The sequence below is a fragment of the Paenibacillus sp. GL_099_B genome, assembly GCF_057835695.1.
In genome coordinates this window covers 5075848-5091314 of record NZ_CM174430.1, presented here as the reverse complement: position 1 = coordinate 5091314, position 15467 = coordinate 5075848, and the positions used below count along the sequence as shown (strand labels likewise).

At 46.9% G+C, this 15467-nt stretch carries 16 protein-coding genes; all 16 read left to right on the top strand.

Annotated elements, in window-relative coordinates; genetic code table 11:
* The first annotated feature begins 6 nt into the window (after nt 1-6).
* The 16 genes from AC3ITG_RS23150 (at nt 7) to AC3ITG_RS23075 (ending at nt 15456) form a co-directional block, all read left to right on the top strand.
* The gene (locus AC3ITG_RS23150; protein WP_489251461.1) at nt 7-366 is read left to right on the top strand and encodes a hypothetical protein; all 360 of its coding nucleotides are present in this window, start codon (nt 7-9) and stop codon (nt 364-366) included.
* Nucleotides 367-512: 146 nt separating this feature from the next.
* Entirely contained in the window at nt 513-2327 is a 1815-nt protein-coding gene (lepA, locus tag AC3ITG_RS23145) for a translation elongation factor 4 (protein WP_489251460.1), read from the top strand.
* A 275-nt stretch (nt 2328-2602) separates the two neighbouring features.
* Nucleotides 2603-3787, top strand: coding sequence for a radical SAM family heme chaperone HemW (gene hemW / locus AC3ITG_RS23140; RefSeq protein ID WP_489251459.1), 1185 nt, complete (start codon nt 2603-2605; stop codon nt 3785-3787).
* Nucleotides 3788-3904: 117 nt separating this feature from the next.
* Entirely contained in the window at nt 3905-4375 is a 471-nt protein-coding gene (locus tag AC3ITG_RS23135) for an N-acetyltransferase (RefSeq protein WP_063567287.1), read from the top strand.
* Nucleotides 4376-4628: 253 nt separating this feature from the next.
* Entirely contained in the window at nt 4629-5660 is a 1032-nt protein-coding gene (gene hrcA, locus AC3ITG_RS23130) for a heat-inducible transcriptional repressor HrcA (RefSeq protein WP_076288070.1), read from the top strand.
* 39 nt (nt 5661-5699) lie between these two features.
* Nucleotides 5700-6275 (top strand): nucleotide exchange factor GrpE, encoded by a 576-nt coding sequence (gene grpE / locus AC3ITG_RS23125; protein ID WP_489251458.1) that lies wholly within the window; start codon nt 5700-5702, stop codon nt 6273-6275.
* Nucleotides 6276-6432: 157 nt separating this feature from the next.
* Nucleotides 6433-8277, top strand: a complete 1845-nt coding sequence (gene dnaK / locus AC3ITG_RS23120) for a molecular chaperone DnaK (protein WP_413372706.1) — start codon at nt 6433-6435, stop codon at nt 8275-8277.
* Nucleotides 8278-8406: 129 nt separating this feature from the next.
* Nucleotides 8407-9528 carry a molecular chaperone DnaJ gene (gene dnaJ / locus AC3ITG_RS23115; RefSeq protein WP_063567290.1) on the top strand — a complete coding sequence of 374 codons (1122 nt, stop codon included), beginning with the start codon at nt 8407-8409 and terminating at the stop codon, nt 9526-9528.
* A 150-nt stretch (nt 9529-9678) separates the two neighbouring features.
* On the top strand, nt 9679-10047 hold the full coding sequence (locus tag AC3ITG_RS23110; RefSeq protein WP_489254517.1) for a hypothetical protein: 369 nt from the start codon (nt 9679-9681) through the stop codon (nt 10045-10047).
* Nucleotides 10048-10282: 235 nt separating this feature from the next.
* Nucleotides 10283-10462: a YfhD family protein gene (locus AC3ITG_RS23105; RefSeq protein ID WP_413372705.1), complete on the top strand. Its 180-nt coding sequence runs from the start codon at nt 10283-10285 to the stop codon at nt 10460-10462.
* Entirely contained in the window at nt 10455-10847 is a 393-nt protein-coding gene (locus tag AC3ITG_RS23100; protein WP_413372703.1) for a hypothetical protein, read from the top strand. Before AC3ITG_RS23105 ends, AC3ITG_RS23100 begins: the two co-directional genes overlap by 8 nt.
* A 160-nt stretch (nt 10848-11007) precedes the next feature.
* Nucleotides 11008-11973, top strand: coding sequence for a 50S ribosomal protein L11 methyltransferase (gene prmA / locus AC3ITG_RS23095; protein ID WP_413372702.1), 966 nt, complete (start codon nt 11008-11010; stop codon nt 11971-11973).
* A gap of 3 nt (nt 11974-11976) precedes the next feature.
* Complete coding sequence (locus tag AC3ITG_RS23090; RefSeq protein WP_053781283.1) at nt 11977-12651, top strand: site-2 protease family protein; 675 nt, start codon at nt 11977-11979, stop codon at nt 12649-12651.
* A 145-nt stretch (nt 12652-12796) separates the two neighbouring features.
* The gene (locus tag AC3ITG_RS23085; protein WP_063567294.1) at nt 12797-13561 is read left to right on the top strand and encodes a 16S rRNA (uracil(1498)-N(3))-methyltransferase; all 765 of its coding nucleotides are present in this window, start codon (nt 12797-12799) and stop codon (nt 13559-13561) included.
* 2 nt (nt 13562-13563) lie between these two features.
* Nucleotides 13564-14910 (top strand): tRNA (N(6)-L-threonylcarbamoyladenosine(37)-C(2))-methylthiotransferase MtaB, encoded by a 1347-nt coding sequence (gene mtaB / locus AC3ITG_RS23080; RefSeq protein ID WP_413372700.1) that lies wholly within the window; start codon nt 13564-13566, stop codon nt 14908-14910.
* Between the two features lie 111 nt (nt 14911-15021).
* Entirely contained in the window at nt 15022-15456 is a 435-nt protein-coding gene (locus AC3ITG_RS23075; protein WP_413372699.1) for an NUDIX hydrolase, read from the top strand.
* The last annotated feature ends 11 nt before the right edge of the window (nt 15457-15467 follow it).

Here is a 15467-nt window from a genome sequence, read left to right as displayed (position 1 = left end):
AGGAACGTGTCCAGATTCGGCAAAAGATTGTTTTCCATCTGTGTATTAATGTTGCTGGGTGTTCTGTTTGGAATGCAGCTGGCAGGCAGCAGCTTTAATAGGGGCGATGATTCGACCGGCAATCCTGCAGTGGTGAAAACTGAGCCGGTGTCACCGGCTGCCGAGTCTGTTCCGACCGCGCCAGTACAACAGGAGGTCAAAGAACCTCCAGTGGTACCTGTTCTGTCACCGAGTCAGGTGCTTGGCGCAGAGCAGAGCAAAGCACCGGTCGACGTGCTGGCTGACAAAACGGCAGGTCTTCTTCAAAATCTGTCCCATAACGGAATGAAGTGGGTAGTATCCTTATTTAGCGGAGTCGCTGAATAAAAGGTTATGAAATATAGGCAAAATATACCCTTGGGAGTTCGCAATTGTGACGATAATTATAAAGTTGAGGCAACGCGGGATTGATGCACCCTGCATCAACTGTTATAATGAAGTGATTGACACTAGGCTGTTTCTGGGGGTAAGGAATGACTGATATTCGGGCAAGACAACGTAAAATTCGTAACTTTTCAATTATTGCACATATAGATCACGGCAAATCAACACTTGCGGACCGGATCTTGGAGTACACAGGTGCGCTAACTACACGTGAAATGCAAGAACAAGTATTGGACCAAATGGAACTTGAACGGGAACGTGGAATTACGATCAAGCTGCAGGCGGTTGCGCTGACTTACAAAGCGGATGACGGCGAAGAGTATTTGTTAAATCTGATTGATACGCCGGGACACGTAGACTTCACGTATGAAGTTTCACGCAGCCTTGCTGCATGTGAAGGTGCTCTGCTGGTTGTGGACGCGGCACAAGGAATTGAAGCCCAGACACTGGCTAACGTATATCTAGCTTTGGATAATGATCTTGAAATTTTACCGGTAATCAACAAAATTGACCTTCCAAGTGCTGACCCGGATCGGGTTAAACAGGAAGTGGAAGATGTCATTGGATTGGATACAAGTAATGCGGTTTTGGCTTCAGCCAAAGCGGGAATTGGTATCAAAGAAATTCTGGAGCAAGTGGTGCAAAGTGTTCCAGCTCCACAAGGTGATCCTGACCAGCCTTTGAAAGCGCTGATTTTTGACTCTCACTATGACCCGTACAAGGGCGTAATTGTTTACGTACGTGTAGTGGACGGCAAGATTAAATCAGGTTCCAAAATTAAAATGATGGCAACAGGCAAAACGTTTGAAGTCATTGAAGTTGGAGCGTTCAAACCGCGTATGACGATCGTGGACGAGCTGAACGTGGGCGATGTAGGGTTTATCGTTGCAGGTATTCGACATGTAGGCGATACACAAGTCGGGGATACGGTAACAGATGCCAAAAATCCAACACTTGAACCTTTGCCCGGCTACCGCAAAATTAATCCAATGGTTTACTGCGGTCTCTATCCGATTGAAACATCGGATTATATTGATCTGCGTGAAGCACTGGAGAAATTGCAGTTGAACGATGCGTCGCTCAGCTTTGAGCCTGAGACTTCCAGTGCACTCGGTTTTGGATTCCGTTGCGGATTCCTTGGATTGCTTCACATGGATGTTATCCAGGAGCGGATCGAGCGTGAATTCAACATTCCGTTGATCACAACCGCACCAAGTGTAATCTACCACGTGACCTTGACGAATGGTGAAGTGATGAAAATTGACAATCCATCCAACTATCCTGAGGTAGGGCGGATTGATTATGTCGAAGAACCGTACGTTAAGGCAGCCATTATCGTACCGAATGATTATGTAGGTACTATTATGGAGCTGTGCCAGAATAAACGCGGCGAATATGTGAATATGGAATATTTGGACACAACCCGGGTTACCATTACGTATGAGATCCCGTTGTCCGAGATTGTATATGACTTCTTCGACCAGTTGAAATCAAGCACCAAAGGTTATGCATCCTTGGATTACGAGTTGTCTGGTTACCGTCAGTCCAATCTGGCGAAAATGGACATTGTGCTCAATGGCGAACAGGTCGATGCCCTGTCCTTCATCGTTCACCGTGACCGTGCGTATAACCGCGGACGCATTATCTGTGAGAAGCTGCGCGAGCTGATTCCACGGCAAATGTTCGAGGTACCGATCCAGGCATCTGTGGGTACCAAGGTTGTAGCTCGTGAAACGGTAAAAGCAATGCGTAAAAACGTACTTGCCAAGTGTTATGGCGGTGACATCTCGCGGAAACGGAAACTGCTTGAGAAGCAGAAGGAAGGTAAGAAGCGGATGAAGCAGGTTGGTAACGTAGAGGTGCCGCAAGAAGCATTCATGGCGGTGCTGAAAATTGATGATTAAAGACGTTTGCTTGCAAACGTCACGTGAACCCTTTCGGTACATCAATAATTTGTGTATGAAAGGGATAAACGATATTTTGTCTCGGGTACAACACAGAATGTGTGTATTCAAATTAGATTAATAATTCATTTTTGGGTACAACACTGAGTGTGTGTATCAAAATTGAATTGTAAGACGTTTGCTCGCACACATGGTTACAACACAGAATAACCAATAAACCAAGCTGAAAGGGAAGCCGGATGGCTTTCCTTTTTTCAAATAGAGGGGGACTTGCCATGACATTGGCAGCACACAGCCGGAAAACAGGTGCACCCCAAGCGGTGTATCTTCACATTCCCTTTTGCACAAATAAATGTTTTTACTGCGATTTTAACTCCTATGTATTGAAGGACCAGCCTGTTATGCAATACCTTGAAGCGCTGGAACGGGAGATGGAACATACGGTTAAAGCGAATCCGCCGGGAGAAATCAAAACTATATTTGTGGGCGGCGGTACGCCGACTGCACTGAAACCGGACGAAATGGCCGTATTCCTGAAGTCCGTTAAGACCTATTTCCCGAACTGGGCAGATGATATTGAGTTTTCAATGGAAGCTAACCCGGGCACGACCGATGCAGAGAAGCTCGCAGTTATGAAAGAAGGCGGAGTGAACCGCGTCAGCTTTGGAGTACAGGCTTTTCAAAATGATCTGTTGACAGGTATTGGCCGTATTCATAATACAGATGATGTATACCGCAGTTTGGAAAATGCCCGAGCAGCTGGATTGCATAACTTGTCCATTGACCTCATGTTTGGTTTACCAAACCAGACCGTCGAGATGCTGAACGAGAGTATCGACAAAGCGCTGGAACTGGATCTGCCGCATTACTCCATTTACAGCCTGAAGGTGGAAGAGAATACTCTTTTCCATACGTTGTATCAGAAGAACCAGCTACCGCTTCCTCATGAAGACGACGAGTTGGAAATGTATCTTCTATTAATGAAGCGTATGAAAGAAGCAGGTTACGGACAATACGAGATCAGTAACTTTGCCAAACCCGGCTTCGAGAGCCGTCACAATATCACGTACTGGCGTAATGAGGACTATTACGGTCTGGGTGCAGGTGCACATGGATATGTAGGCCGCGAACGCCATATGAATATAAAAGGTATAAACCCGTATGTTGAAGCTTCCAAAGGAGGTCTGCCGCGTCTCGACCATTTTGAGATCAGCCGCGCCGAGGCAATGGAAGATTATCTGATGGTTGGGTTGAGAATGCTGGAAGGTGCTTCATCCTCACGGTTTAGTGATCAGTTCGGGGAGCCTATGGAGGAAGTGTTTGCGAAGCCTTTGGGCAAAATGTTGAATGCAGGACTGCTGGAGAAGACGCCAGACGGCTTCCGGCTTAGTGAGCAGGGCATCCTGTTCGGAAATGACGTTTTTGCCGAGTTTATCGGGTCCATATCGCTGAATTCGTAGCTTGAAATTCTATACGCTCTGTTGTATATTTATTCATATTGATTTTACAGAGCGTGTAATTTATACAACTACGAAGTCGGCTTTCCTCTGGAAAGCTTCTTATAGGAGGAGAGCTGGATGTCGGCCATATGCAGAAAAGCCGTACCGGAAGATGTTGAACCATTATTTGAAATGATTAAGGGCTATGCAGAGCGTGGGATCATGCTTCCGCGTTCACGGGAAGTACTGCAACGGCAGCTGGAGCACTTTGTTGTAGCTGAAGTGAATGGTCAGGTTGTAGGCTGTGGATCTCTCTGCCGTTTGGGGAATGATCTGGTGGAAGTCAGATCGCTTGGTATCTCCGAAGGTCACAAAGGCATGGGCATTGGCTCACTGCTACTGGACCGGCTGGTAGAGGAAGCGGAGAAACAGCAAATTCCCAAGGTCATGGCGTTGACATATGAGGTTTCCTTTTTTCTCAAAAACGGTTTTGCCGTTGTGAACAAGGAGATTTTCCCGGAGAAAGTATGGACCGACTGTGTTCATTGCAGCAAACAGGATTGCTGTGATGAGATTGCTGTATTGAAAGAGTTGAATATTTCAGCCTGATAAATGGATGAACCGTATGGATTGAGCCGAGTATACTCTATCTCACCTGCGGTTCTTTTTAATTCATGAGATGTACAGTAAAGTTGTTATGTCTTGAAGACATTGGTCTATACTATAAATAGATGAGCGTACTCATCAAACTGACTTGACAATGCTCACGTCATTTTGGTATTTTTGTATTACCGCTTAGCACTCATCTAACCGGAGTGCTAACGACATGGGACAGTACAGTCAGAAGGAGGGAATACTCACCATGTTAACAGAGCGTCAACGAATGATTCTGAACGCTATAGTGGATGACTATATCCGTTCAGCTGAGCCCGTAGGGTCCCGGAGCATTTCCAAAAGGGGAGATGTTGGATACAGTCCGGCGACGATCCGTAATGAAATGGCGGACCTTGAAGATATGGGCTTTCTGGAACAGCCGCATACATCGGCTGGTCGCATACCTTCGCACAAAGGCTATCGATATTATGTCGATCATTTGGTTCCCTGGAATCAGGTGGAGCCGCAAGAGCTGGACGACCTGAAATCATTTTTCGCAGAAAAGCTGAACGTGATGGAACAAGTTATTCAGCATGCCTCAGTCATTTTGTCACATATGACGAATTATACTTCGATCCTGCTCGGACCGGAAGTTTTTCACACGTCACTTCGTCATTTTCAACTGCTCCCACTTAATGAAAACGAGGCTGTAGCCATCATCGTAACGAATACGGGTCAGGTAGAGAACAAGACAGTTCAGATTCCACCTGAAATTTCGGTAGCGGAGATGGAGAATGTAGTTCGTTTATTAAACAGCAAGCTGGTCGGCGTGCCGATTTACAAATTAAAGTCTCGTCTCTACACCGAGCTTGGGCAAGAGATGGAACGGCATATTACACGTTATGAGGAAGTCATGCAGGTGCTGAACAGTGCCTTTGACAACGAGCATGACAATCGTCTGTTCCTTAGTGGTGCCACCAATATGTTGACCCAGCCAGAGTTTAAAGATATTGAAAAGGTAAAAGATATTCTTGACCTGCTGGATGAGACACCAACACTCATGAAATTGATGATGCCCGTGCAGGGTGGATCTGGTATTCAGGTGCGAATAGGCACTGAGAATGATCATGAAGCCTTCGCCAATTGCAGCCTGATAACGGCATCCTATTCATTGGATGGAGAGGCTTTGGGCTCCATCGGAATTTTGGGACCTACGCGAATGGATTACGCACGTGTCATTCATATTTTAAATACATTATCCCGTGATTTGACGGCCATGCTAACGCATCGCTTCAAATAAGGGAATGAACCATTTCATTCTTATAAGGAGGTGAACATCTTGAAAGAGGAGCAATCATTCGCAGCAGAAGAACAGGAACAGCAAGCAACTACAGCAGCGGAGCAGGAGCCTGTCAACGAAGCCGGAGCTGCAGAAGCACAGGCGGAAGAGATGACAGATCAGGAGCAAGATGAGATCGCTCGCTTGAAGGCGGAAGCTGAGGAACATCAACAACGTTTTGTCCGTGCGCAAGCTGATTTTGATAACTTCCGTCGTCGTACACAGAAGGAAAAAGAAGAACTGGCGAAATACGCTTCGATGAAGCTGGTCACCGAACTGGTGCCGGTCATTGATAACTTCGAGCGTGCCATGGCTACTGTACCGGAAGGTACTGAAGTCGAGTCCTTCTCCAAAGGCATCCAAATGATCTTCCGTCAGCTGGAAACTGTGCTGAACAATGAAGGTCTGACGTCAATGGATACGGTAGGACAACCGTTTAATCCCGAATTCCATCAGGCGATCATGTCAGTGGAGAGCGACGAGTATGAAGAAGGTACCGTTGTCGAGGAAGTCCAAAAAGGCTATATGCTGAAGGATAAAGTACTTCGTCCGGCTATGGTTAAAGTTAGCTCATAATTTCTATTAAAGAAATGAAGTGAGTTCACTCTTGATTGTACGATGCCACCGAAGTTTAATATAAAGGTTAGTACACACATAGAGCACGATTAGGAATAACAAATACAAATTAGGATCAATCTGATCCATTTAAATTGTCGAGGGAGGAAATTTTCCGATGAGTAAAGTAATCGGTATTGACTTAGGAACAACAAACTCATGCGTAGCGGTTATGGAAGGCGGCGAGGCTGTCGTTATTCCAAATCCGGAAGGCGCACGTACAACCCCATCCGTAGTAGGTTTCAAAAAAGATGGAGAACGCGTTGTCGGTGAAACGGCTAAACGTCAAGCGATCACGAATCCGGATCGTACGATCATGTCGATTAAACGTCATATGGGTACATCCCACAAAGAAACAATCGATAGCAAAGACTACTCCCCACAAGAGATCTCTGCAATCATCCTTCAAAAACTGAAATCCGATGCTGAAGCTTATCTGGGTCAAACGGTAACTCAAGCGGTTATCACGGTACCAGCTTACTTCAATGACAGCCAGCGTCAAGCAACAAAGGATGCAGGTAAAATCGCAGGTCTGGAAGTTCTGCGTATCGTCAACGAGCCAACAGCAGCAGCTTTGGCATACGGTATGGAGAAATCTGAAGACCAAACGATTCTCGTATATGACTTGGGTGGCGGTACATTCGACGTATCCATCCTTGAACTGGGTGACGGCTTCTTCGAAGTTAAAGCGACTAGTGGTGATAACCAACTGGGTGGCGATGACTTCGACCAAGTAATCATTGATTATCTCGTTAGTGAGTTCAAAAAAGATCAAGGCATTGACTTGAGTAAAGATAAAGCAGCGGTTCAACGTTTGAAAGATGCAGCGGAAAAAGCGAAAAAAGAACTTTCCGGCGTATTGACTACAACCATTTCCCTGCCGTTCATTACTGTGGTTGATGGGGTTCCTCAACATTTGGAGTTGAACCTGAGCCGCGCGAAATTCGAAGAAATTTCTGCTGGTCTGGTTGAGCGTACGCTTGAACCAACTCGTCGTGCACTGAGCGATGCTGGAATGACGGCTAACGATATCGACAAAATCGTATTGGTTGGTGGTTCCACTCGTATTCCTGCAGTACAGGAAGCAATCAAAAAACTGACAGGTAAAGAGCCACACAAAGGTGTTAACCCGGATGAAGTTGTAGCTTTGGGTGCTGCTGTACAAGCGGGCGTACTGACAGGTGACGTGAAAGACGTTGTATTGCTTGACGTAACTCCATTGTCCCTGGGTATTGAAACTGCGGGTGGCGTATTCACTAAGATGATCGAGCGCAATACAACGATCCCTACAAGCAAATCCCAAGTATTCTCCACTTACGCAGACAACCAACCGAGCGTTGAGATTCACGTCCTGCAAGGGGAGCGCGAAATGGCAGCGGGTAACAAATCCCTTGGTCGTTTCATGCTGGGTGATATTCCTCCAGCTCCACGTGGCGTTCCACAAATCGAAGTTAGCTTCGATATTGATGCCAATGGTATCGTTAACGTATCTGCAACAGACAAAGGTACAAACAAAACTCAAAAAATCACCATCACTTCTTCCAGCGGTCTGAGCGATGCTGAAGTTGAGCAAATGATGAAAGATGCTGAGTTGCATGCTGAAGAAGATAAAAAACGCAAAGAACTCGTTGAAGCGAAAAACAGCGCAGATCAACTGATCTACTCTGTTGACAAAACGATCAAAGATCTTGGCGAAAAAGCAGACGCTGGTGAAGTTGAAAAAGCGAATGCTGCAAAAGAAAAACTGCAAGGCGTTCTGGCTTCCGACAATCTGGAAGACATCAAAGCCGCTACAGAAGAACTGACAGAGATCGTTCAACAACTGTCCGTAAAACTGTATGAGCAAGCACAAGCTCAAGAGCAAGCAGCTCAAGGTGCTGAAGAGCAACAAGGTTCTGCAAAACGTGACAACGTCGTAGACGCTGATTACGAAGTTGTGGATGAAGATAAAAAACAAAACTAATTCACGATTTCTAGTGAACTAATCATCGGTGACGTTCGGATCGAAGGGAAAGTCATAGCCGGGGCTCCCGTGCTTTGGCTTTCCTTTTGTCACGATGTGCGATATGGTGAATGATATGGGGGTGGAAGAGTGGCTGAAAAACGTGATTATTATGAGGTACTCGGCGTCGGCAAAAATGCCAGCGACGAGGAAATTAAAAAGGCATACCGCAAGCTTGCCCGTCAGTATCACCCTGACGTAAATAAGGCTGCTGACGCGGAAGCCAAGTTTAAGGAAGTTAAAGAAGCTTATGATGTAGTCAGTGACGGCCAGAAGCGGGCACAGTATGATCAATACGGTCATATTGATCCAAATCAGGGCGGATTCGGCGGCGGTGGCGATTTTGGCGGCGGCGGCTTTGGCGACATCTTCGATATGTTCTTTGGCGGTGGCGGTGGACGACGTGATCCAAATGCTCCGCAACGGGGGAACGATCTGCAATACACCATGACGATTGAGTTCAAGGAAGCGGTATTTGGTAAGGAAACTGACATTACCATTCCTCGTACAGAAGGCTGTGATACTTGTCATGGCTCAGGTGCGAAACCAGGAACCAAACCAGAAACCTGTTCCGTCTGCCAAGGTAGTGGTCAACAGGAAGTGGTTCAAAATACACCGTTTGGCCGTATGGTCAATCGTCGTGCTTGTTCGAACTGTAACGGTTCGGGACAAATTATCAAGGAAAAATGTACAACGTGCAGCGGCAGCGGTAAAGTACGCAAACAACGCAAAATTCATGTTCGCATTCCAGCGGGTGTAGATGACGGCGCTCAATTGCGTATGACTGGTGAAGGTGAAGGTGGTCTGCGCGGAGGACCAGCAGGAGATCTGTATATTGTTATCCGTGTGAAATCACATGATTTCTTCGAGCGTGAAGGCGATGATATCTATTGCGAAATTCCGCTTACCTTCGCTCAGGCAGCATTGGGAGATGAGATTGAAATTCCAACGCTGTCCGAGAAAGTGAAGCTGAAAGTACCTGCCGGTACACAGACAGGAACGTATTTCCGTCTCAAAGGCAAAGGCGTACCACGCCTGCGCGGTATGGGGCAAGGGGATCAGCATGTGAAAGTCGTTGTAGTTACGCCTAGCAAGCTGAATGACGAGCAGAAAGACCTGCTTCGCCAAATTGCTGCGCTGGATGGAGAACAAACTCATGAGCATGAGCAATCCTTCTTTGACCGGGTGAAACGGGCTTTCCGTGGAGACTGAGTCTTAATTATTAATTTAAAAAGGACACCACAGCGGTTTTTCCGCAGGGTGTCCTTTTTTGCATAATATGGGCGCTGTTGCGGAAAGATACCAGACATGAGCATTCAGGGGTTTACTGATGTGCCGAAACTAGGGAAGCAGGTGAACCGGATGACCGAAAAAAATATTTTGGCTTATTTCCATAGCCCGGAGCAAGCGGAAGGGGCAGCCAAAAAACTGGAGGCATTACGAGTGGAAGACCTGTCTATCAATCGATTCAGTCGTTATGCGGGTGTCGGGCCAAGCGGAGCATCCTATACGCCAGGCGTATCAGGCAGTTTTTCTTCCTGGGTACCGGGTGTTCTAGGCACAAATGCCAGCGCGGGAATCATGGCTGCAGCAGATCCTTCTGCGAGCGGTATGAGCGATGGCGGACAAGAGGGTCCGACAGGCAGAGATGTATTACTGACCGTCGTTGTTGACGAGGCAGTACATCATCGTGCCCTATCCATTATCGAACAAGCCGGCGGAATGATCTAGGTTTTCAAACTCTATACACTGAGTAAGTTCCAACCTAAACATTTACACGATAACGGAGAGGACAGAAAAAACCTAGAGAAGCGAAGCGTTCGCCTTTATCCCTGGATTTTCCCTTTTAAGAAAGGGAATCAAAAAAATCTGGGGATAACAGCGATCGGAAGGTTGTTCTGTCATCGGAGTGTCAGTGTAAATACTCTTTAGTTAAACTTATACAATTTGAAGGAGGAGCATAACGATGGCAGAACATGAACGTCCAGGCAAGATTTTGACGAAAACGGAAAAGATGAAGCGAATGCAGTCCGCCAAAAATGAGGATGTGGAATTCAGTGCTGAAGCTGCGGATCAGGAAGATATAGAGGCTTTGCGCCGCAGTGAAGCCGCCGATCGTCGTCAGGGCCGGGAGATTCATGACTGAAGATCGCTCTGCAGTGATTATCGAAGCGGTGTTTACAAGCTGGTCCGAGGCTGAATCTGCACGCAGAGCTCTGGAATTGTTGCACCCAAACCAGTTGAGTATCGAGAGTCTGAATGACTCATCATCTTCAGTGGATTCTGGAGTGCCTGAGGGTACGGATAACTCGAATATGGCTGTGATTGGGGGATTCAGTGGTGAGCTGAATGTACTTTCCCTCATTAGCGATGAGACCGAGGTGTTGTCGGGTGGACAAGTGTATGACGCTCCGGATGCAGGCTCTGAAGGCAGGTCCAAGCAAGAAATCTTGCTGACCGTATCCGTATCCAGTGACTCTCTCCCGCAAGCTGCAGAGATGATTACCCAGAACGGTGGACGCTTTTGCTAACAAGTTAACGAGTTTAGACATAATTAAAACAGGGTATTCGAGCAGTCAGGCTGCGGGTATCCTGTTTTTGTTGTTTCTTTACTGCCGCGGTTTTGTACTCCTGCTCGCTTGTGTAGTACAATAGTTGGGATGTTTGAAAAATGAGGAGGAAAAACGAAGTATGTTATGGCATGAACTAACAATACATACCACAGAAGAAGCTGTGGAGATGATTTCGAATTTTTTACATGAAGCGGGTGCTGGAGGGGTCTCGATTGAAGAGTCCGGTACTTTAAATAAAAAACGGGATACGACGTATGGCGAGTTGTACGAGTCTCCTTTGAATGATATTCCTGAAGGCTTTGCGGTCATTAAAGGATACTTCTCCGAAGGTACGGACATGGATGCATTGCAATCTGAAGTAAGTCCACGCATTGAGCAACTTTCCGAATTCGATATCCAAACGGGTGAGGTTCGTTTTGAGACTCGAACAGTGGATGAAAATGACTGGGCGAATGCCTGGAAACAATATTTCAAGCCAGTACGTGTCTCGGAACGTCTAACCATTAAACCGACATGGGAAGAGTATACGCCGGAAGGCCCGAATGAGAAAATTATTGAGCTCGATCCAGGCATGGCGTTTGGTACAGGAACACATCCAACCACTTCGCTTTGTCTGCGTACACTGGAATCGGTAATTCAGGGTGGCGAGGAAGTCATTGACGTAGGTACAGGCTCTGGTATTTTGGCCATTGGAGCTGTCCATCTCGGAGCAAAACATGTGCTTGCGCTGGACCTCGATCCGGTTGCGGTAGCAAGTGCCAAAGAAAATGTGGAACTGAATGGGCTGGGACAACAAATTACGGTTAAAGAGAGTGATTTGCTGTCTGTTCTGGGAAGTCAGGACCCTGCGCTGGGCGTGAAGCTTCCAGTGAAAGTTATCGTTGCCAACATTTTAGCTGAGATTATTATGCTGTTTGTGGATGATGTCTATCATGCGCTTGAGTCTGGTGGCGTTTATATTACTTCAGGCATTTGGAAAAATAAAGAGCAGCTCGTCCATGACGCGCTCGTTGCTTCCGGATTCGAAATAAGTTCGGTTCATCGCGATGAGGACTGGATCGCGTTTGTGGCCAGAAAGAGGTAACCGATGGACTTAAACTCGTTCTTTCGTTATCCACTGGATCAACTACCGTTTTTCCTGTTGACCATCCTGATTGCTTTTACGGTGCATGAATTTTCTCATGCGTATTTTGCCAACAAATTCGGCGATCCGACAGCCAAGCTGCTGGGCCGGGTTACGCTGAATCCGGTCGTACATTTTGACTTGTTTGGTGTGTTGTTGCTCCTTATAGCTGGTTTTGGTTGGGCACGTCCTGTTCCAGTGAATCGGGCAAATTTCGACAAACCGAGATTAATGGGTGTCATTGTATCCGTAGCAGGCCCTTTGAGCAACTTGCTGCTCGCGATCATCGGTACGATCATCTATGCATCCTTGGTTGGTTCGGGAGCACTGGGTGGTATTGAAAATGAGCGTTTGTTAACGGCGATCTCGACCTTCTTTTACATGTTTAACCTGACGAACTTTTTCCTATTTTTGTTTAACCTTATTCCATTGCCGCCGCTGGACGGTTATCGAATTCTTGAGGATTTACTGCCCCCTTCAATTAGCCGCAAGCTGCAGGGAGTTGAGCAATGGTCCGTATTTATTTTCCTGCTGATTCTTGTAATCCCACCGTTGCAAAGAGCAACGATTCAGCCTTTATACCAATTGGCGTATGATATGTATGTAGATTTTTCATATTTGATTTTGAAACTGTTTTAAGAGGAAGAATTAGGAGCGTTTTTGGACTGGAATACTGGTCAGAAGGACATAAAAGTTGTATGATCATCTGTGGCGATTGGATTCATGCCTGCCATCAGGCGGGATGAATTCCAGTCATAACAGGATAGAATGGGTGGACAGACTAATGCAGCGTTATTTTGTATCTGCAGAACAGTTTAATGAACATTCCGTGGTCATCACGGGTGATGATGCGCGCCATATCGGCAAAGTGATGCGTGGTAAACCTGGAGATAAACTGATTGTCAGTGACGGAAACTCCAAAGAAGCTTTGGTGGAGATTGAAAGCATCGAAGCCCAGCAAGTAACAGCGAATATTGTGGAACCTCTCGAAATGGACCATGAAGCACGGATACGTGTAACCGTGGCTCAAAGCTTGCCAAAAGGCGATAAGATGGAGACGGTCATCCAAAGATGTACAGAGATCGGAGCGGTTTCCTTTGTTCCTTTCCTGTCTGAGCGTACGATTGTGCAATATGATGCCAAAAAAGAAGGCAAACGGTTGGAGCGGTGGCGGAAAATCGCCAAGGAAGCCGCTGAGCAAAGCCATCGGAACCGCATTCCATCCGTCGAGCAGCCACTTTCCTGGAAAGGGCTGCTATCTTCTTTTGAGGGCTACAGTCTGGTATGTTATTGTTATGAAAAGGAAAACGGCAAGCAGTTAAGAGACGCATTGAAGCCGTTTGTGGAGCAGCTTGCACCTGGTGCGAGTGCTGAAGTGTTGATCGTTGTTGGACCTGAGGGCGGATTCTCGGAGAGGGAAACGATTGAAGCCGATCAGGCGGGTGCTGTATCCGTTGGACTGGGCAAACGCATCTTGCGGGCCGAGACAGCAGGAATGGCGGCGCTAACTTGTGTCTTATATGAATCCGGAGAAATGGGGGGAATGTAATTATGCCATCCGTGGCGTTTTACACCTTAGGCTGCAAAGTTAATTTTTATGATACAGAGGCGATTTGGCAATTGTTCAAAAACGAAGGATACGATCAGGTAGACTTTGACGAACAGACAGCGGATGTATACTTGATTAATACTTGTACAGTAACCAATACCGGCGACAAAAAGAGCCGCCAGATTATCCGTCGTGCCATTCGGCGCAACCCGGATGCGATTGTAGCCGTTACAGGCTGTTATGCGCAAACTTCTCCGGCAGAGATTCTGGACATCCCTGGTGTGGATCTTGTTATCGGTACACAGGATCGGGACAAAATCTTGCCATATGTCAATGAAATTCAGGAATCACGTCAGCCCGTCAATGCTGTGCGAAACATCATGAAAACGCGGGTATTTGAAGAGATGGACGTACCGGATTTTGCCGATCGTACCCGTGCATTTCTGAAAATTCAGGATGGCTGCAATAACTTCTGTACGTTCTGCATTATTCCGTGGTCGCGTGGACTTTCCCGCAGCCGGGAAGCAAACAGCATCATCCAACAGGCTCATCAACTGGTGCACGCTGGATACAAGGAAATTGTCCTGACAGGCATTCATACCGGTGGATACGGGGATGACATGGAGAATTACGATCTGACGGATCTGCTGTGGGACTTGGATAAAGTAGAGGGCCTGGAGCGTATTCGGATCAGTTCGATTGAAGCGAGCCAGATTGACGACCGGATGCTGGATGTGATCAAACGTTCAGACAAACTTGTGCGCCACTTCCACATTCCGCTGCAAGCGGGCGATGATACCGTACTGAAACGTATGCGCCGTAAATATACGACCGAAGAGTTTTACAATAAAATGCTTCGCATTCGGGAAGCGATGCCGGATGTAGCGATTACAACCGACGTTATTGTAGGGTTCCCGGGTGAGACCGATGAGATGTTCCGTAACGGATACGAGCTGATGAAGAAAATCGGTTTTTCCGAAATGCACGTGTTCCCATATTCCAAGCGGACCGGAACACCGGCAGCACGTATGGAGGATCAGGTGGATGAGGAAGTCAAAAATGCACGCGTGCATGAACTGATTGATCTTTCCGAGCAAATGCAACTGGCATACGCCAAGCAGTTTGTGGGGCAAGTACTGGATGTCATTCCTGAAGGTGAAGCCAAGGGCCGTGCAGGCAGTGGTAAACTGCACGGTTACAGTGACAATTACATTCAGCTGGTCTTTGATGGTTCCATGGATATGGTCGGCAAAGTATGCCGTGTCAAAGTGACCGAAGCGGGTGTGAATGAAAGCCAGGCTACGCTGGTTCGTGTGTTGGAAGAAAATCTCAAGTCCGCAGCGATGTAATCGAGGCGTCAGAAACAAGGATTTCATTTCCTTGGGGAGTGTACCCGTGGAGATGAGGTCCTTCTTTTTCCAAAAAAAGATGCAGACAATTCCGTAATGGGGGAGAGCAACATGAACAGAAAAGAAATTTCGGCAGGCGGAGTCGTCTACCGCACGGGAGAAGACGGAAAGCTTCAAATTCAACTGATTGTAGATCGGTACGGCAAAACGACCCTCGCCAAGGGCAAAATGGAAGATGGAGAAACGGTGGAACAGACCGCACTGCGTGAGATTCTGGAAGAGACAGGCATGGTCGGTCGAATTGTAGAACCCGTCGATATCATCGCCTATACGTATCAGCATGCAGAGTTTGGTCCGGTGGACAAGGAAGTTCATTACTATCTCGTTGAAGCGGAAAGCGGCGATCTGCAGCCTCAGATTGAAGAAATCAAAGGTGTGGATTGGTACGCTCCTGAAGAAGCTTGGTCCAGACAGCAGCATAGTGGATACGATAATAACGATGACATTTTACGTGTGGCGCTGAACAAATTAGGCATTAACGTATAGCTGTTTTGTTT